Origin of the sequence: Leuconostoc kimchii IMSNU 11154 (genome assembly GCF_000092505.1) — a bacterium.
GTDB classification, from domain to species: domain Bacteria; phylum Bacillota; class Bacilli; order Lactobacillales; family Lactobacillaceae; genus Leuconostoc; species Leuconostoc kimchii.
Genome location: NC_014136.1, coordinates 1,405,849 through 1,424,475 on the forward strand (window position 1 = coordinate 1,405,849; position 18,627 = coordinate 1,424,475).

The 18,627-nt window shown below is 38.2% G+C and carries 23 protein-coding genes; 20 read left to right on the plus strand and 3 right to left on the minus strand.

Annotation, left to right across the window (positions count from 1 at the left end; genetic code table 11):
• The first annotated feature begins 48 nt into the window (after positions 1 to 48).
• The 17 genes from LKI_RS07650 to LKI_RS07730 all read left to right on the plus strand — a co-directional run bounded on the left by LKI_RS07650 (position 49) and on the right by LKI_RS07730 (position 14,660).
• Positions 49 to 930 carry a C40 family peptidase gene (locus tag LKI_RS07650; RefSeq protein ID WP_013103566.1) on the plus strand — a complete coding sequence of 294 codons (882 nt, stop codon included), beginning with the start codon at positions 49 to 51 and terminating at the stop codon, positions 928 to 930.
• A gap of 182 nt (positions 931 to 1,112) precedes the next feature.
• On the plus strand, positions 1,113 to 1,718 hold the full coding sequence (locus tag LKI_RS07655; RefSeq protein ID WP_013103567.1) for a thymidine kinase: 606 nt from the start codon (positions 1,113 to 1,115) through the stop codon (positions 1,716 to 1,718).
• Positions 1,719 to 1,842: 124 nt separating this feature from the next.
• The gene (gene prfA, locus LKI_RS07660) at positions 1,843 to 2,916 is read left to right on the plus strand and encodes a peptide chain release factor 1 (protein ID WP_013103568.1); all 1,074 of its coding nucleotides are present in this window, start codon (positions 1,843 to 1,845) and stop codon (positions 2,914 to 2,916) included.
• A 2-nt stretch (positions 2,917 to 2,918) separates the two neighbouring features.
• Entirely contained in the window at positions 2,919 to 3,914 is a 996-nt protein-coding gene (gene prmC / locus LKI_RS07665) for a peptide chain release factor N(5)-glutamine methyltransferase (RefSeq protein ID WP_013103569.1), read from the plus strand.
• Positions 3,911 to 4,924 (plus strand): L-threonylcarbamoyladenylate synthase, encoded by a 1,014-nt coding sequence (locus LKI_RS07670; protein WP_013103570.1) that lies wholly within the window; start codon positions 3,911 to 3,913, stop codon positions 4,922 to 4,924. The genes prmC and LKI_RS07670 overlap by 4 nt, the downstream gene beginning before the upstream one ends.
• A 211-nt stretch (positions 4,925 to 5,135) precedes the next feature.
• Positions 5,136 to 5,405 (plus strand): phosphocarrier protein HPr, encoded by a 270-nt coding sequence (locus tag LKI_RS07675; RefSeq protein ID WP_013103571.1) that lies wholly within the window; start codon positions 5,136 to 5,138, stop codon positions 5,403 to 5,405.
• 2 nt (positions 5,406 to 5,407) lie between these two features.
• On the plus strand, positions 5,408 to 7,123 hold the full coding sequence (gene ptsP, locus LKI_RS07680; protein ID WP_013103572.1) for a phosphoenolpyruvate--protein phosphotransferase: 1,716 nt from the start codon (positions 5,408 to 5,410) through the stop codon (positions 7,121 to 7,123).
• Between the two features lie 142 nt (positions 7,124 to 7,265).
• Positions 7,266 to 7,748: an RNA polymerase sigma factor gene (locus LKI_RS07685; RefSeq protein ID WP_013103573.1), complete on the plus strand. Its 483-nt coding sequence runs from the start codon at positions 7,266 to 7,268 to the stop codon at positions 7,746 to 7,748.
• Positions 7,741 to 8,760, plus strand: a complete 1,020-nt coding sequence (locus LKI_RS07690; RefSeq protein ID WP_013103574.1) for an anti sigma factor C-terminal domain-containing protein — start codon at positions 7,741 to 7,743, stop codon at positions 8,758 to 8,760. Before LKI_RS07685 ends, LKI_RS07690 begins: the two co-directional genes overlap by 8 nt.
• A gap of 51 nt (positions 8,761 to 8,811) precedes the next feature.
• Positions 8,812 to 9,522: a tRNA (adenosine(37)-N6)-threonylcarbamoyltransferase complex dimerization subunit type 1 TsaB gene (gene tsaB, locus LKI_RS07695; RefSeq protein WP_013103575.1), complete on the plus strand. Its 711-nt coding sequence runs from the start codon at positions 8,812 to 8,814 to the stop codon at positions 9,520 to 9,522.
• A complete protein-coding gene (gene rimI / locus LKI_RS07700) occupies positions 9,506 to 10,063 on the plus strand; it encodes a ribosomal protein S18-alanine N-acetyltransferase (protein ID WP_013103576.1) in 558 nt (185 codons plus the stop codon). Before tsaB ends, rimI (LKI_RS07700) begins: the two co-directional genes overlap by 17 nt.
• Positions 10,038 to 10,448: a ribosomal protein S18-alanine N-acetyltransferase gene (rimI, locus tag LKI_RS07705; protein WP_013103577.1), complete on the plus strand. Its 411-nt coding sequence runs from the start codon at positions 10,038 to 10,040 to the stop codon at positions 10,446 to 10,448. Before rimI (LKI_RS07700) ends, rimI (LKI_RS07705) begins: the two co-directional genes overlap by 26 nt.
• Before the next feature lie 36 nt (positions 10,449 to 10,484).
• Positions 10,485 to 11,501, plus strand: a complete 1,017-nt coding sequence (gene tsaD / locus LKI_RS07710; protein ID WP_013103578.1) for a tRNA (adenosine(37)-N6)-threonylcarbamoyltransferase complex transferase subunit TsaD — start codon at positions 10,485 to 10,487, stop codon at positions 11,499 to 11,501.
• A 159-nt stretch (positions 11,502 to 11,660) separates the two neighbouring features.
• Positions 11,661 to 12,311: a redox-sensing transcriptional repressor Rex gene (locus LKI_RS07715; RefSeq protein ID WP_013103579.1), complete on the plus strand. Its 651-nt coding sequence runs from the start codon at positions 11,661 to 11,663 to the stop codon at positions 12,309 to 12,311.
• A 5-nt stretch (positions 12,312 to 12,316) separates the two neighbouring features.
• Positions 12,317 to 13,354 (plus strand): lipid II:glycine glycyltransferase FemX, encoded by a 1,038-nt coding sequence (locus LKI_RS07720; protein ID WP_013103580.1) that lies wholly within the window; start codon positions 12,317 to 12,319, stop codon positions 13,352 to 13,354.
• Between the two features lie 68 nt (positions 13,355 to 13,422).
• A complete protein-coding gene (locus tag LKI_RS07725; RefSeq protein WP_013103581.1) occupies positions 13,423 to 13,845 on the plus strand; it encodes a GtrA family protein in 423 nt (140 codons plus the stop codon).
• The gene (locus LKI_RS07730; protein WP_013103582.1) at positions 13,842 to 14,660 is read left to right on the plus strand and encodes an HAD-IIB family hydrolase; all 819 of its coding nucleotides are present in this window, start codon (positions 13,842 to 13,844) and stop codon (positions 14,658 to 14,660) included. Before LKI_RS07725 ends, LKI_RS07730 begins: the two co-directional genes overlap by 4 nt.
• Positions 14,661 to 14,693: 33 nt before the next feature.
• On the opposite strand, the gene LKI_RS07735 is transcribed toward LKI_RS07730, so the two are convergent.
• Positions 14,694 to 15,176, minus strand: coding sequence for an FUSC family protein (locus tag LKI_RS07735; protein ID WP_013103583.1), 483 nt, complete (start codon positions 15,174 to 15,176; stop codon positions 14,694 to 14,696).
• A 124-nt stretch (positions 15,177 to 15,300) separates the two neighbouring features.
• On the opposite strand from LKI_RS07735, the gene LKI_RS07740 reads away from it, so the two are divergent.
• Entirely contained in the window at positions 15,301 to 16,041 is a 741-nt protein-coding gene (locus tag LKI_RS07740; RefSeq protein WP_013103584.1) for a nitroreductase family protein, read from the plus strand.
• 113 nt (positions 16,042 to 16,154) lie between these two features.
• On the opposite strand, the gene LKI_RS07745 is transcribed toward LKI_RS07740, so the two are convergent.
• Together LKI_RS07745 and LKI_RS07750 are read right to left on the minus strand one after the other, a co-directional pair.
• Positions 16,155 to 16,601: an ImmA/IrrE family metallo-endopeptidase gene (locus tag LKI_RS07745; protein ID WP_242651957.1), complete on the minus strand. Its 447-nt coding sequence runs from the start codon at positions 16,599 to 16,601 to the stop codon at positions 16,155 to 16,157.
• Positions 16,582 to 16,962 (minus strand): helix-turn-helix domain-containing protein, encoded by a 381-nt coding sequence (locus LKI_RS07750; protein ID WP_013103586.1) that lies wholly within the window; start codon positions 16,960 to 16,962, stop codon positions 16,582 to 16,584. The genes LKI_RS07745 and LKI_RS07750 overlap by 20 nt, the downstream gene beginning before the upstream one ends.
• 152 nt (positions 16,963 to 17,114) lie before the next feature.
• Here LKI_RS07750 and LKI_RS07755 point away from each other — a divergent pair, with 152 nt between their 5' ends.
• A complete protein-coding gene (locus LKI_RS07755) occupies positions 17,115 to 17,327 on the plus strand; it encodes a helix-turn-helix transcriptional regulator (protein WP_013103587.1) in 213 nt (70 codons plus the stop codon).
• Between the two features lie 99 nt (positions 17,328 to 17,426).
• Entirely contained in the window at positions 17,427 to 18,476 is a 1,050-nt protein-coding gene (locus LKI_RS07760) for a bifunctional glycosyltransferase family 2/GtrA family protein (protein WP_013103588.1), read from the plus strand.
• The last annotated feature ends 151 nt before the right edge of the window (positions 18,477 to 18,627 follow it).

Sequence of the window (18,627 nt, forward strand, 5' to 3'; positions counted from 1 at the left end):
ACTGGTTGTGTTAAGCTTAAGATAATCTTTTTGTCTGGAGAAAAAACAATGTTATCACGTCAAAGAAAACATCGCGCACGGAAAAAACATGTTAAAAATTATCAGCGTAAGAGTCTAGCAATTCTAATTATTGGCGGTGTCGCAGGTGTGTTAATTGTGACTAATCCACACCAATTATCGTATGTTATCGAACCCATACAAGCAATGACAATTAATACATCACAAACACTCACGACAACCACGGGTGAGAAAGTAACCTTTAAACGTGGGTTGACGAAGCGTTATTTAATCGTCAATGCAACACAAAAAAAGTTGATCGGCCTACAAACCATTGGCACAAAGACGTATTATTTTTCACCTAAAACTGGTGAAATGGTGTATGGTTTGCAGAAAATTAATGGCAGTAGCTATTATTTTGATCAAAATGGTGTGAGTGATACAAAGGTAGCGTATGAAAAAACAGCTTCATCAGTGGCCAGTCATAACAAAGTGATTGAAAAAGCAATTACAGGTGGCATGAAACTTGTTGGTAAAAGCCCATACGTATATGGTGGGGGAAGAACCCCGCAGTCTATTGCTCATAATGAATTTGATTGTTCATCATTTATTGCTTATTTTTACCGTCAAGCAGGACAACCATTGGTCGTCCAGTCAGCAGCTTCAACGACATTATTGAATCAAATTGGGACAGTAGTAGCATGGGGTGACATGAAACGTGGCGATATATTAGTGACGCCAGATACCTATACAGAAGAGCGACTGCATGCTGCTATTTATTTAGGAAATGGGTTTATCTTACACGATTCTGCGCCAACTCATGGTGTAGCCATTAGCCGGTTAACTGATTTGGTGAATGCTAAAACGTCAAAAACGTTAACGTGGTCGGATTTATTTAAACCTGGAACGGTTCGACAAGTTGTTGATGATTAACACAATGACTAACACGGTAATGTTAAAACATGTTGTTTTTTGTTGTGTTAAAAATTGTTATAATAGTAAGTAGCTGTTTCATTTTTATCGTTAAAGTAAGGGAGGGCAAGTGTTTTCGAAAATAACGGCGTCAGTAGGTTTTCAGCCATGACGTCACTATTTAACGTGGACACGTTAAACATATGGCACAATTATTTTTTGAGTATGGGGCAATGAGTTCCGGAAAATCAATTGAAATTTTAAAAGTAGCTCACAATTACGAATCGCAAGGTAGACAAGTCCTATTAATGACACCCATGATTGATACACGTGCTGGCGTCGGGGTCGTGTCCAGTCGAATTGGCTTGTCGCGCGAGGCTTTAGCTGTTAAACCGGAAGATGATCTGTTTGAATTGATTGCAGGCATGAAATCAGACAACTTAGCAGTTGTTTTAGTAGATGAAGCACAATTTTTGTCACCAAGCCAAGTGGATGAATTAGCTTATGTTGTTGATCACTTGCATATTCCAGTAATGGCGTTTGGTTTGAAACAAGATGCTTTTAATCATTTATTTGAAGGGTCACAGCGTTTAATTGAGTTAGCAGACAAGTTAGAAGAGATGAAAACCATTTGTTCATTTTGTGGCAAAAAAGCGACTACGCAGCTAAGAATTGTTGATGGGAAGCCACAACGTGCTGGTGAGCAAGTCTTTATCGGAGGCGACGAGGCTTATATTCCCACATGTCGGCGACACTGGTATCATCCTGATGCAGAAAAAATTGCTGCAATGTTTCCAATCAAAAAATAGGGTGATCGTTTGAAATTAATATAGAAAGCATACAATCAATGATATGATGCTTTTCGTACATAACAAGAATAAACATGTGAATGACTAGAGAATATGTTTATTGACATACTTTGGAGAATAAAAAATGGACCCAATATTTAAATCTTTACAAACAGTGGTTGATCGATATGATGAACTTAATGAACAATTAGCTGATCCAGAAGTAGCTGGTGATGGTCAAAAGTATATGGCTTTGTTAAAAGAAGCAGGTGAAATGCGCGACACGGTTGCTGCTTATACACGCTATAAGCAGGTTATACAAGAGATTCAAGATGCGGAAGATATGCTTGATGATGACGAATTAGCACCACTTGCAAAAGAGGATCTTAATACATTAAGACCAGAAAAATCAGACTTAGAGGCACAACTTAAAATTTTAATGTTACCAAAGGATCCAAATGATGATAAAAATATCATTATGGAAATTCGTGGTGCAGCGGGTGGAGATGAATCTTCCTTATTTGCTGCAGATTTACTGGATATGTATCGTCGTTATGCAGAAAAGCAACGTTGGGCATTGAGTATTATTGATGAAACAACAACAGAAGTTGGTGGCTACAAAGAAGTTGCGATCATGATTTCAGGTGACAATGTTTACTCCAAATTGAAATTCGAGTCCGGTGCGCACCGTGTACAACGCGTACCCTCAACAGAAACACAAGGTCGTGTGCATACGTCAACAGCGACCGTTGGTGTGATGCCAGAATTTGAAGAAATTGATTTTGAATTAGCTGAGTCTGATTTAGAAGAAGAATTTTTCCGTTCAGGTGGCGCGGGTGGTCAAAACGTTAACAAAGTTTCGACGGCAGTGCGTTTGGTGCATAAGCCAACGGGTATGATGGTTAAAATGCAAGAAGAACGTACGCAAATTAAAAACCGTGATAAAGCGCGTAAATTACTTGCCAGTCGCGTGTATGATTTTTATGCACAACAAAACGAAGCCGAATACGCAGAAAAACGTAAATCTGCTGTGGGTACGGGTGACCGTTCGGAACGTATTCGAACATATAATTATCCACAAAATCGTGTGACAGACCATCGTATTGGGTTGACATTAAATAAATTAGATCGCATCATGAATGGTGACTTGGGTGAAATTATTGATGCGTTTGTAATTGCCGATCAAACGGCTAAATTAGCTGAATTGAACAAAGCTTAAAGATGACAGAAAAACACTTTGAAACACCAAAACAATTTAAATCTGTCCAATCGGCACGCCACGTGACGTCTGATAAGTTGACGGCAACCAAGTGGTATGATTGGGATGACATTAGAAAACCAATCAAACCGGGAAATGTTAAAATATCCTTACTTGAAGGTCGAAAATGGGCGATTGAGGAGCTGACTGCTGTCGGGATGCCCAAAACAGATGCGCAAGATAATGTTGACTTTTTATTAAGTGGGGCATTAAATATTAATTATGCTTATTTACGTGCCAATATCACACGCACTATGCCTGCAGATTTGGCGACAGTGTGGCCCAAATGGATTGCCAAACTACTGGCTAATCAGCCAGTACAGTACATTTTAGGGCATGCGCCTTTTTATGGTCGTGAGTTTATAGTTGATGAACGTGTGTTAATTCCACGGCCTGAAACAGAGCAGCTCGTTGAATGGATTTTAAAAGATGTTAGTTCACAAATTGCGCAACCAATTTCAGTGTTAGATATTGGTACAGGTTCAGGTGCTATTATCGAAACATTAATGTTAGAAAATTCTGATATACGTGGATTTGCGGCTGACATTTCATCTGATGCGTTGGCAGTTGCTGAACTGAATGCACAACGTCTTGGCTTACACTATTTGCATGTGATTGAAAGTGATGTGTATAGTGCTGTAGCAGGACTTAAATTTGATGTTATTGTGAGTAACCCACCTTATATTGCGTCAACGGATGAAGACGAAATGGATATCAGTGTGTTGAATTTCGAGCCACGCACAGCCTTATTTGCAGAACACGATGGGTTAGCTATTTACGAGTTGTTAGCCGAAAAATTGGATGCTCACTTGACTGAACACGGTCGTGCTTATTTTGAGATTGGTTATAAACAAGGGCAACAAGTTGTTGATATCATGCAACAGGCGTTACCACAAGCAAAAATAACATTACGGCAAGACTTTGCAGGTCTGGATCGTATGATTCGAGTAGAAAAATGAAAACAACAATATTTACAACAGATCAACAAGCTTTGGCGAAAGCTAGCGCCTTATTAAAAGCAGGCGAAGTCGTTGCTTTTCCAACGGAAACAGTGTACGGACTTGGTGCTGATGCGACAAATGATTTGGCCGTTAAAAAAGTTTTTACTGCTAAAGGGCGTCCTGCAGATAATCCGTTGATTATGACGGTGGCAGATGTGTCACAATTAGAGGCTTATGTCACAATATCAGAAGCTGCTCAAAAATTGATGACACAATTTTGGCCGGGATCGTTGACTATTATATTACCTATCATTACTGGTCAGGTGTCAATGTTGGTGACAGGTGGTTTGCAAACTGTTGCTTTTCGTTTACCGGCCAATGACGTGACGCGCGAATTGATACGTATGACAGGTGTACCATTAGTTGGACCAAGTGCCAACTTGTCAGGAAAACCATCGCCAACAACAGCTCAGCATGTTTGGCACGATATGCAAGGTAAAATTTCAGGCATTGTTGATGATGGGCCAACTATGGTTGGTGTTGAGTCAACTGTGGTTGATATGTCTGCTGCTGTGCCGACAATTTTACGCCCAGGGGCTGTCACGCAAAATCAATTGCAAGAGGCACTTGGTGTAGCTGTGATTGATGCAACAAGCACGACATCAGTTGCAAGTGATGTGACACCTAAAGCACCAGGAATGAAGTATCGACATTATGCGCCAGATAAAAAAGTCGTCATGTTTGACCGACTAGATGCGTTAGACCTTAAATTAACATTGCAAAAAAATGATGTTGTGATGGCACAAGATGCAACAATTGCAGGGATGCAATTGCCTTTGTCACAAACTTGGTCACTCGGTGAAACGCTTGAAAATGCGACTGAACAGTTATTTGCTGGTTTGCGTTTTTATGACGATGACGATGAAGTTGCAATAATTTATGTTGAAAAAATGCCACCTGTAGGCATTGGTAAGGCGTTTAATAACCGATTGGCAAAAGCGGCAGGGAATCAAGAATTTAATGGGTAGCCTATGCGGTCAGTGATGACCGTTTTCATTTGCAGAAAACAACCTGTATTTTATATGTAAACGTTTACATTTGAAATGCCGTCAGATAGGCGTTTCTAGCGTTATTGCTTGATATAGCAAGGATTTGTGTAATGTTTTACTTGATATTTTGTAAGCGCTTTGATAAACTATATTCAGAAGCTGATTAACAGCTAAAAAGGAGAAATTAATTATGGCACAGTCAAAAGAATTTCATATCATAGCAGAAACAGGTATTCATGCGCGCCCAGCAACATTGTTGGTACAAGCTGCATCAAAGTTTACTTCAGATGTTACTTTGTCATACCAAGGTAAGGATGTTAACTTGAAGTCAATCATGGGTGTGATGTCACTTGGCGTTGGTCAAGGTGCTGATGTTACAATCAAGGCAGAAGGCGAAGATGAAACAGCAGCTATTGCAGCTATTGTTGAAGCCATGGAAACAGAAGGACTTGCAGAATAAAAATGTCTAATAACTTCAAAGGAATCGCGGCAAGTAATGGTATAGCAATTGCTAAAGCCTACTTGTTAGTCGATCCAGATTTGTCTTTTAGTAAGACAACAATTAAAGATGTGGCGGCTGAACAAGCACGTGTCGACGATGCTTTGAAGGCTGCTAGTGCTGATGTGGAAATCATTAAGGCGCGAGCAGAAAAAAACTTAGGTGCGGATGAAGCACAAGTTTTTGAAGCGCACTTAATGGTTTTGTCAGACCCAGAAATGTCGGGTGCCTTCAAACAGAAGATTGCTGATGACCAAGTGAACGCAGAACAGGCAGTCAAAGAAGTGACAGACATGTATATTGGCATGTTTGAAGCTATGACTGACAACGCTTATATGCAAGAGCGTGCGGCAGATATTCGCGACGTTACGAAGCGGATTTTGTCTCACCTCTTGAACGTGGCATTACCTAATCCAGCTTTGATTGATGAAGAAGTTGTCTTAGTATCAAAAGATTTAACACCTTCTGATACGTCACAACTTGATCGTCAATTTGTTAAGGGTATCTTAACTGATTTGGGTGGTCGTACAGCACATGCTTCAATTATGGCACGTACACTCGAAATTCCTGCAGTAGTGGGTTCTGAAGTGGCAACACAAGAAGTTGCTGCAGGTGTAACAGTCATTGTGGACGGCTTAACTGGTGACGTTATTGTAGATCCAGATGCTGACACATTAGCAGTTTATCAACAAAAAGCAGCGGACTATCTGGCACAACGTGCAGAGTGGGCTTTGTTAAAAGATCAACAATCTGTGAGTGCAGACGGTAAAAATTTTGTGTTAGGTGCTAATATTGGGTCACCTAAAGATATGGATGCTGTCCTAGAGAATGGTTCAGAAGGTGTTGGATTATATCGTACTGAATTCTTATACATGGAATCGGATCATTTACCAACAGAAGATGAGCAATTTGAAGCGTATAAAGCTGTTGTTGAAAAAATGGCTGGTAAGCCGGTAACTGTTCGTACAATGGATATTGGTGGCGATAAGAATTTGAGCTACTGGAAATTACCTGAAGAAGAAAACCCATTCTTGGGTTATCGTGCGATTCGTATTTCTTTGGATCAAACCGAAATTTTCAGAACACAATTACGTGCGTTGCTACGTGCATCTGCTTATGGCAATTTGTGGATTATGTTTCCAATGATCGCAACGTTGGCTGAATTCCGTAGTGCTAAAAAGGTTTACTCAGAAGAGCGTGCTAAGCTTGAAGAAGCTGGTGTAGCAATGGGTGACATTAAATTAGGTATTATGATTGAAATTCCAGCAGCAGCAGTCTTAGCAGATAAGTTTGCTAAGGAAGTTGATTTCTTCTCAATTGGCACTAACGATTTGATTGGTTATACGATGGCTGCAGACCGTGGCAATGACAAGGTTGCTTATTTGTACCAACCATACAATCCGTCAATTTTACGTTTGATTAATAACGTTATCGCTTCAGCACACAACGAAGGTAAGTTCGTTGCCATGTGTGGCGAAATGGCTGGTGATCCAATTGCTGTACCAATTTTAATGGGTATGGGATTAGATGAGTTTTCAATGAGCGCACCATCTGTTCTACAGACGCGATCATTGATGAAAAAGCTAAATACAGCTGACATGAAATTGTTAGCTGAAAAAGCTTTGGATGCCGAAACCAACGATGAAGTTGTTGCCTTGGTGGAATCAGCTACAAAGTAGCGCTTGATTATTTCAAAAATAAATTAATATTAATGAGCAAACTGTAAACATGACTGAAGTAATTCGGTCATGTTTGCAGTTTTTTATCGTCTTTTGTAACCAATCACTATCTTGTTCGTTATATCTATGAAAGGAGGGGTATATGGAAATTAATCGCTATGAAAAAATATTAGTCGATATTGCAAATGAAATTGTTGGTTTTTTAATTAATCAGGGTGTGGAAAAAAGTGATGCACAAGATATTATGCAGGATGTTTTTGTAAAATTACTTCAAACAGATATTATATTGACGCCAGATAAATTGCGGCCATGGTTGTATCGTGTTGCACTATCACGATTTTACGATATTTATCGTCGCCAAAAGCGTTACCGTGACATTCTACTAGAACAATATGGACAATATTCCGAAGTTGAACCAATATTGGCGGATTATAGTAGTTTGCAACGTGCATTGGGACAATTAAATGATTATCAACGGGCGTTGATCATTTTGCATTATGATGATCGAAAACGAATTAACGCTATTGCTGCGATTTATAACGTTAGTGAATCCAAAATAAAAGTAGATTTGTATCGAACAAGAAAGCAGTTAAAACACATGATGATGGGGTATGAAAATGAGTGACAATATTAATTTTGAAAAAATTGTTAAGATAGAAAAACGTAAAAAGATGTGGAAAACCATAGCAATTGCCTGTGCTGCGACGTTGGTAGTAGGTGGTGGTGGCGCATATGCTACTCATCAATTTGTAGGACATAAAATGCAAAAGGAAGCTGAAAAACAACAACGTCAGTTTAATATTGAGGATCTGATATATTCACCTAATATGATATCGACATCACAATATTTTTCAGTAACTAGAGCCACGCAAAGTACATTGAAAAGTGACCGTGAAAAAAACATTGATGGGTATCGTGTGTCTTACCCAGAAAAAAGTATCTCATTTAATATGAATGGCATTGAAAGTGCTTCTTCACAAACACCAAATGTTGTTTCTAAAAATGGTTCATCTAAAGAAGTGATTGCCACTAATCGGCAGTCTCAACAAAAAGAACCCTTATTTTTCAATGTGAAGTATGCCCATGCATATCAATCTGCCAAAGATCAAAAATCAATGTTAGCACCAAGCAAGCCAACACACGAGGCCAAAACTTTAGATCATTTATCAAATTCCTTAAGTGAAGTGGCAATCACATTCGATAAACGTTACAGCTATGATGACATTCGTCAAATGATGCCTGATAATGTCATGATCAATTATTATTGGCTGGGCATTAAGAGTGATAAACTAGATGCAACGCATGCCCCTTATATTGGTCTGAATGCTAGTGAAGATGGTACAGGAAAATTGACAGAAGGAACTGGAATTAAAGCAGGTCAAAATGAATTTTTCGGTTATCAAGGACTCAAACAAGCATTAAAAGATCAGTCTGGGCGACAGGTTATCGATAATATAGACATTGCAAAGGATGGTCAAAAACTGATTGCAAAAAATCTCAAATCAGCAACATTCGCTGGCGTAATTGTTACTGGGCGAACACAAAATTTAGCTAAACTAGATAGTCAGCATTATACGTTTGCGACAAATGTGGGTGTCACAACACCGATTATGCCGTATCAAGAGCCAATCAAATAACTTCTATCTCAACCACCGTTTGGTGGTTGTTTTTGTGTTAAAATATAAATTATGAAGATTCTAGCATTTGATACAAGTAACCAGCCACTGACAGTGAGTTTGGCGGAAGATAATAACGTTCTACGGGTTTTCTCGACTAACGAGGCACGTAATCATTCTATTCAATTGTTGCCAGCCATTCAAGCCACGTTGGCAGCACAACAATGGACATTATCCGATATTGATCGTATCGTCGTAGCGCAAGGGCCAGGCTCATTTACTGGGTTAAGAATCGGCGTGACGGTGGCTAAAATGCTAGCTGATACATTAAATATAGCCTTGGTTGGCGTTTCTAGTTTGGCCATTTTAGCGCAAAATGTGTCGAATGAAGGATTAGTTGTGCCGTTATTTAATGCGCGTAATGATAATGTTTTTTCAGGTGTTTATCAGAACGGTGAAAATGTTTTTCCTGATGCGCATCAACCCCTCATTAATTTGTTTGCTTGGCTAGCCGAACGTGACGAAACAGTGACGTTTTTGGGTGATACCGATATTTTTGCAGAAAAAATTGCAGAAAAATTTGGCACACAGGCTCATGTATTAACACCAAGTGAGAGTTTACCTGACGGGCAGGGTATTGTTTCTTTAGGCATAAAAGCCACGCCAATTGCAAGCATTGCTGACTTTAATCCACAATATTTGCGAAAGACACAAGCAGAGTTGAACTGGATTGCAGCACATCCGGGTGAGGATAACCCTGAAAATTATGTTTTTGAAGTTTAATCGGCATCATAAATTACCCGCGGCATTACCAAAATTTGAACAAAAATTAGTTGACACTAGAGGGTATTCGTTTATATTGAGACGAGCAACTGTTGAAGATATTGATAGTTTAGTACATATTGAGGAAGCTGTGTATGCTGGTAAGGCACCATGGTTATTGCGTGATTTCTTGAGTGAACTATCTAGACCGCGTTTACGCCTGTATTTAGTAATTCAACGAAACGATCAAGTGATTGGTTTTGCAGGCGCAGCTTATAATCGTGAGAAGCAGGATATACATATAACGAACATTGCGATTGTGCCTATTTGGCAAAAAAATGGGCTGGGGACGTTGATGATTGAGGAATTAGCGGCTTTTTCAAGGGCCGTTGGTGTGACAACAATGAGTTTAGAAGCACGTGCTTCTAATCATGGTGCCATGGCTTTATATCAGCGATTAGGTTTTTTGAAAACGGATGTAAAGAAGGGTTACTACTTTGGTGATCATGAAGATGCAATTACAATGGTAAATCATTTTGAACATAAAATTAGCGACAATTGAAGATAGTCAGCAGATATTTGAAATTGCCGAAGCTGCCTTTTCACCGTCTCCTTGGCCAAAATCACTATTTGAACATGAGTTAACAAGCCCTAGAAGCCACTATTTTATTGCCGATGGTGGTTTTGTAGGCGTGACGCAAATACTCGATGAAGTTGAAGTTGGTAGTATTGCTGTACACCCAAATAGCCAACGTCAGGGATTGGCCTTTCAACTCTTGACTCGGGTTTTTACGTTATCTCATGCACAACGTTTTTTGTTGGAAGTAGATGAATCGAATGAGGCAGCGATTCATTTGTACGAAAAATTGGGATTTAGTGCGTATTATCGTCGAGAAAAGTACTATAAAAATGGACATGCGGCCATAATGATGGAAAGGAAAGTGTGAATACTGAGGGCATGCCTCTGTTCACGTTGTGATATCATGACTAAAATTATATCATTTGAATCAAGTGCAGACGAAACAAGTGTGGCTATTGTTGAAGATGGCCATATTATTTTAAGTAACGCTGTGGCGACACAAATTAATTCACACCAAAGATTTGGCGGTATTGTACCAGAGGTTGCTAGCCGACATCATATTGAATGGATCACACGTGTATTAGATGATGCTTTACAAACAGCCAATGTGAAGCCAACAGATTTAGATGCCGTAGCTGTGACATATGGTCCAGGGCTGGTTGGCTCATTGCTTGTCGGATTAATGGGTGCTAAAGCCTTTGCTTTGGCACATAATCTACCAATTATACCGGTTAATCATTTGGCTGGGCACATTGCTGCCGCTAATTTTAATCAACCGATCGTCTATCCTGCGCTGGCGTTAATGGTGTCTGGTGGGCATACAGAATTGGTTTTAATGCATGAGGAAAATAGCTTTGCGGTACTTGGTGAAACACGTGATGATGCTGCAGGCGAAAGTTTTGATAAAGTTGGGCGATTACTGAAATTACCGTATCCAGCGGGTAAAACAATTGATGAAATGGCACATCGCGGGCAAGCAACAATTAAGTTCCCAACTGCCATGGCACATGAAGATAACTATGATTTTAGTTTTTCTGGCTTAAAAAGTGCCGTGATTAATTATGTCCATCATGCAGAGCAAAAGGGCGAAACCATTGATCATGATGATTTAGCCACAAGTTTTCAAAATGCAGTTGTTGCTGCACTCATAGGTCGCACACGACGCGCATTAAATGATTTCCCAGTAAAAAGTTTTATCTTAGCAGGTGGCGTGGCAGCTAACACCCAACTACGTCAAGAACTGTCGACGTTATTGGGAACAATACCAGAGACACAATTTATACCAGTACCACACCAATATACAGGTGATAATGCTGCCATGATTGGTGCAGCGGGATATTGGAATTATAAACAAAACAAGTTTGCAGGGCTGGATCTTAATACAGATCCAGGATTAGACTTTGACTTATTAAAGGGATGATTAGATTGTGAATGTATCACTATCTTTTGCGGATGAGCTTATGTTTATGGTATAATAGTTATGCAAAAGTTCACAAACTGAACAGAAAAATAGATTAATATATGTATAATGCCGTCAACCTGTGTTGATAGGTTTTATCATCACAAACTGGAGAAACTTATGACACAACAACCAAAAATTCCACGCGCGACAGCAAAGCGCTTACCTATTTACTATCGTTACCTCACATTTTTGAATGATGCGGGGACAGATCGTATTTCATCTGCAGAATTAAGTGATGCGATTAAATTTGATGCGGCTACAATTAGACGAGACTTTTCTTATTTTGGTGCTTTGGGTAAGCGTGGCTATGGTTACGATGTGAAAGCATTGCTTGATTTCTTTGCAAATGTTTTGGACCAAGGGAGCCTCATCAACGTGGCCCTAATCGGTGCGGGTAATTTGGGACAAGCTTTGATGAACTTTAACTTTCATCAATCTTCCAACATGCGTATTTCAGCGGCATTTGATGTAGATGAAACACGTGCTGGTACAATCATGGCTGGTGTACCCATTTACGCAATGACAGAGTTAAAAGAACAAATGACAGCACAACGTATCAACATTGCTATCTTAACAGTGCCTCAAAACGTGGCGCAAGATATCACGGATCAGTTGGTTGATGCTGGCGTGAAGGGTATTTTGAATTTCACGCCATTACGTGTCACAGTACCAAGTGGTGTGCGTGTACAGAACGTTGATTTAACAAATGAACTACAGACATTAGTTTATTTCATTGATAACTATGGTTCAATTACGACAGGATTATAAAAAGTATGGCCATTTTAGATTTAAATGATTCAAAAAAAGTTGCTGCCTATCAAAAATTTGTGCGTGAAGACCCACGAGGTCAGGTGACACAAGATCCTTTGTGGGGTGAGTTAAAAGCTAATTGGGGTCATGTCTATGTTTATCATGAAACAGATGGTAAAATTGACACTGTTTTAACTGTATTAACGGTTGAGGCTGTTCCGGGTAAGTTATTAGGCTATGCTGGACGTGGCCCAATCGGTGATGTGACAAATATACAGCTTATTCGATCCATGATTGATGAGGCATTAGAAGCATTACCTGATAATGTCTTCCTCATTCGCTTAGATCCCGAAGTATCCTACAGTGATGCCTTAAATACCGCATATCAAGAGGCAGGATTTACGACACGCAATCGTGCAGTTAAAAATATGCATGGCAATATTCAGCCACGAAAAAATGTGGTTCTATATTATGATGGTCGCGGTGAGGGTGCAAGCCCGATTACGAATGAAGTTGAGCTGATGACACACTTTAAACGGGACTATCGTAACCAAATCCGCCGTGCTGCTAAGGATGGTGTAACGGTCACGAGTGGAGATACGCAATCAGATATTGAAGCATTTTTTGATACTTATGTTATGATGGCTGCGGCACAAGGTATTACCCACCGGCCTATAAGTTATTTTCTAAAAATGCAAGAATTGTGGCAAGGAACTGGTTTATTTAAAGTATTTCTGGCGCATTATGAAGGTCAAGTGATTGCTAGTGGTATTGGTTTCAGTTATGGGGATGAAATTTGGTATATGTATGCTGGATCAAATCGCCAATATGCTAAGCACTATGGACCATATGCTGTGCAATGGGAAATGTTAAAATGGGGCTTATCTCTAGGTAAAATTGAATACGATTTTGGTGGTGTTGGTGACTTTGTCCCCGAAGATGGGCTATACAAGTTTAAACATGGATTTGCCTATCATGATCCACATGCTGAATATATTGGGGAATTAGATTGGGTTGTAGATGAATCTGGTTATCAACAATATATTGCACAATTCAATTAAGTATGTCGTCTGATGGCGGCATTTTTTAGTGCATTATGATATAATTAATAGATTATATTGGAGTGATTATGTTGAAGTTTAAAAATTTAGTCACCAAATATCAAGCCATCTTGTTGTATGTGATATTTGGTGTGTTAACGACAATTGTTAATATTATTGTCTTCTTTTTATTTTATAACCAATTACATATGGGCCATAATATTGCCTACGTCGTGGCGTGGCTTTGGGCGGTACTGTTTGCCTATTTAACTAATCGTGTTTGGGTGTTCCATTCAAAAAATACGACGCTTAAAAGTATCATCAAAGAAATTTGGCAATTTTATTTAGCACGTATTTTAACTGGTATTATCGGTTATTTTATTTTAAGTGTTGGCGTGGATATTCTAAAGCAAGATGCTAATATTTGGAATATTGTGCAAAATATATTTGTGATTGCTTCGAATTTTGTACTCAGTAAATTGATTATTTTTAAGAAGAGGGCAGAACAATGACAATTAAGATGATTGCATCCGACATGGATGGGACATTTCTAACAGCTAATGATATTTATAGTCAGGGCAGATTTGAACGTATTTTGGATCAACTAGCAGCACGTGATATGCATTTTATTGCCGCTTCTGGACGTCAGGTTAAAAATTTGCAAGAACTTTTTGAACCAACAATTTCAAAGGGTTATGAAATTGATTTTGTAGGTTCAAATGGTGCGATGGTGGCAACATCTCAAGAACAATTATATTCTGTTCATTTATCTGCTGAACAACTACATAAGGTGATTGATTGGAATGCGAGAAATCCTGAGTCAGCTGAAAATATTATCATTATGACGGGAGATCGTGCAACGTACGTTTCCAACCATGCAACTGGTCCTGTAGCGCAGATGGTGTTTCAGTTTTATCCAAATGTTAAACAAGTTGAGAAGTTAATGGCTGTTGATGATCATATCTTAGAGATCACTTTTGTTTGGCCAAATAATGAGGTACAGCAGCACGTAGCTGAATTACGAGAAATATTTGGGGATGAGTTACATGCAACAGGGTCAGGATTTGGTTCAGTTGACGTGTTAGGCAAAGGCGTGGATAAAGCTGCTGGATTGCAAGTTTTACAAGATTACTATGACGTTTTGGATAGTGAAGTCATGACCTTTGGTGATAATGGGAATGATTTAGAAATGTTACAAAAATATGAACATGGCTATGTGATGCCAAATGCTGACAGCTTTATGCTGGAGGCCATACAAAAACGAGCATTGAACACAAATGTTAATGATGGTGTGTTACAGACAATTGAAAATTATTTAGGCATATAAAAAAGATCGCAAGCAGCGATCTTTTTTATATGCCTAATTTTTAGGGTCTGGTGAGGCAAAACGATTAACACCGATTGCCACAATGACGCCAATAAAGGTATCTATAATACGGTCAATGACATATAATACCGTCGCACCAGCAGGTATATTCAAAGAAATCATTAGAAGTGCAGCTAGTGCACCAATAACACCGCTATTGAAATTAAAGCCATCCAAAAAAACAATGGCAATAATAACGAGAAATGGCAAAAAAATCATAGAAACCCATGTTGCGTTATGAGTATGAGCATGCACTAAAAAGTAGATTAAAGCCAATATACCACCGACTAGGTTTGACATGAGACGTATTTTTGCAAAGCTAAGTGTTTTATCCCAACTTTCACGTAAGGCAAAGACTGATGCAAGAGCCGCAACGAATGGGGGCCTGTTAAAAAAATAAAAAATAATAATGATAAGCATAACGGCCATCGCCGTTTTCATAGTACGTAACCCAATACGGAACCGACCAAACTGCATAACGACCTCCAGTAATATTCTTATTATTTTATCATAAAAATATGGTAAAATCTATGTAACAATAAAAGGAGATGTGACGTAGAGAAAATAATATACTAAAAAATCATCTGCGCAAATAATAGTCATGTCAAATACAACAATAGAATTACTCAATAACCATAAATCAATTCGTGCTTTTACAAATCAAAAAGTATCAGATGAGATTGTTGCTACTATTTTGACTGCTGCGAATGCTGGTCCTAATATTAATAATTTTCAGCCGGTCACATTTATTGAAATTACAGATCAAAAGTTTAAGGCCGAGATTACCAAACAAGTTGGCATGGCGTATATCGAAACCGCAGCCCGATATTTCGTCGTAACAGTTGATTTTAATAAGGACTTAATCGGTCTGACACCAGAACAACAGCAAGTTGCTGAAAAAAAGTTATCAACTTATAGTATGCTTGAGGGAGGAATCATTTCAGCTGGTGTGGCACTAGGTCGAGCTCAAGTTGCTGCTGAATCACTTGGATTGGGAAGTGTCACCATGGCGGGCGCATTACGTTCATTTGAATTATATGAAGAACGGTTAAATTTGCCTAAATTGGTCAAGGCGGTTATGGGCTTTTCAATTGGATATCCGGCACAAGAACCAGGAATTAAACCTAAATTACCTTTGTCAGGCATTTTGATGACTGATCGCTATAGTCAAGTACAAATGACACAGGCTGTCACTGCTTATGATCGTACGATGGTGGATTATTATGCAAAGCGGCATATGGACAATTCTTGGATAAAGAATAATATGACTTTAGTTGCGCGTCGTTTTGATACGACACAGTTAGATGAATACCCTAAGACAAAAGGGTTTAGATTATCATAGAATGATTGTGGTAATTATAAAGCAAAAACAGCATTATTCGTTGATATTGAATCATTGCCTAGATGACATAATATGATCTAGATTGGCATTCTGTATCAGCGTTTATGCTGTTTTTATGTTGCATTTAAAACTGTTTCGACCAAATGCGTTAAACGACCCAAACCAAAAGTTTCTATAAATTGGAAGCGCCGATCCCAACGTGCACGTTGGGATTGATCTTCAGAGAAATAGTAATCCGCTAAAAGTTTAATGCCATATAAATTTGCTTGACGTTCGGCAGATCCTCTGGAAAGTTGACTGTGATTATAGGTCACTTTTGGTGCATCAGATAGCAGATGAGCTAATTCATGTGCCATGCGAAAATGATAACTAAAGCTTGTGTGATAATTAAGATTCATAATGATCACTTTTTTCTTGGGGCTGACAACATCTGGCCCATACTGGTCACCAGTTATATGGATGAGTGTAATATGATTGTTCTTAATAATATTTTCTAAATAAGCATCAATGTCAGAATGTATCAACATGAGTCGTGATCCGTTAAGGCTCTTTCTTAGCATCTGGCAAAGTCTTTAAAATTGATAAAATGGCATGACGGTATTCGGGGGAAAGTTCTTTTCCTTCAAATGATAGCAGTAAATCATCGTCTTCGAGTTGTTGACCTAAATCGATTGGTCGGCTTTTTTGATCAGCTTTTAATGGTGCAATACCGGACATGTTTAGAATATCGCTTTTTGTGATACGTAATCCCTTAGCTATACGATATAATGTCTCAACCTTAGGAATGTTTTTATTGCCATTTTCTATTTGAGATAGATATGCAGGAGATAGGCCACCTTGTAGAGCTGTCTGCCGAACAGTAAAATGTTTATCCTCACGAACCTTTTTAATTGCTACACCAAATTGCTCTTTAGTTACCATATATACGTCATCTCCAATAATTGAAATATTTACTACATACAAATATAAAACAAATATATGACAAATGTAAAACAAATACACGAAAATGTGTTTGACGATGTGATACATAAAAGGTATAATAACATTATAATAATATAAAAAGGAAATTAACTATGGCATTAACATTAAAATTTCGTAATCCTGATAAAGTAAAGGAAAATATTGCCATGCATGGGGAAAGCATTGCAGGTTTTTCACGACGTATTGAGGTGAATTATTCGTTGATGATTGAGTATCTTAATGGTAAAAAATTTCCATCGCCACCAACGGCCAAAAAAATAGCAGACGGACTTGATGTCGAGATAGTGGATATTTTTTTTGCATGAGTGTTTGCTAAAGTGATACTAAAACAGCGCATTCGGTTATTAGATTCGTGAATAATTCGTGTTATTTAAAGTTACTAGGGAAGCGTATAAGAGGTAAAAATGACTTGCATTCCAATTGTTATTCCATCATTAAATCCAGATGAAAAGTTAATAGCATTAATCAGTCGTTTAATGATACATATGGGTAAAGTAGAACAACCAATTATTCTTGTAAATGATGGTAGTGCAAGAAAATACGATACAATTTTTTCAAAAATTCGAACACAATTTAAAGTGACCGTTTTGCAACATGATGTGAATTTAGGTAAAGGGCGAGCAATCAAAACGGCGATTAATTACATTATGAAACACATGCCTATGGCTATAGGCATGATTACAATTGATTCAGATGGTCAACATACTGTCGATGATATGATGAAATGTACCGATAAGTTTTTAGAAAAACCTAAAAACTTGATCTTAGGGACACGTCTGTTTGATAATAATGTCCCTTTTCGCAGTAAGTTCGGTAACATATTAACAGCAAAATGCACACAGATGACAATAGGCGTCAAAGTAACTGATACTCAGACAGGGTTACGTGTGATTCCAAAACAATACTTTGATATTTTGCTGAACATGATAGGTGAACGATTTGAATTTGAAATGAATATGATTTTGGAGGCCGCAACATATGGTATTGAGATTACAGAAGTACCAATAAAAACGATATATATAGCAGATAATCGGTCATCACATTTTAGGGTGATACATGATTCGATCAGTATTTATGCGCTATTTATTAAATATATTTTTGGTGCAATCGGTTCATTCTTGATAGATATCGTTGTTTTTGCAGTGATGATGGTGTTATTATCAACTGTTTCAACTTGGGCTGTCTTCATTGCCGCAATCATATCTAGATTAACCTCTTCAATTGCGAATTACTATATCAACAAAAGTATTGTTTTTAAAAATAATAATCGCTTGAGTTTTGTCAATTATTATTTACTTGTGGTCACGCAACTGATTGTGTCAACATTACTTGTTATTTTTTTACAGCACTACTTAGCCAAACTTAATGTGGTTATCATTAAGATCGCTGTAGACAGTTTATTATTCATTATTAGTTATCAAATTCAGAAGAATGTTGTCTTTAAAAGAGGGTAACTATGTGGAAACTTAAAAAAATTTACTATGTTGGGGCAATTGTATGTTCAATGATATACATTGTGTGGCGTGGACTGTTTACATTACCTTGGGAACAGTCATTTCTTGAATTGAGCTATGGCTTGTTGTTATGGTTGAGTGAAATTTTGTC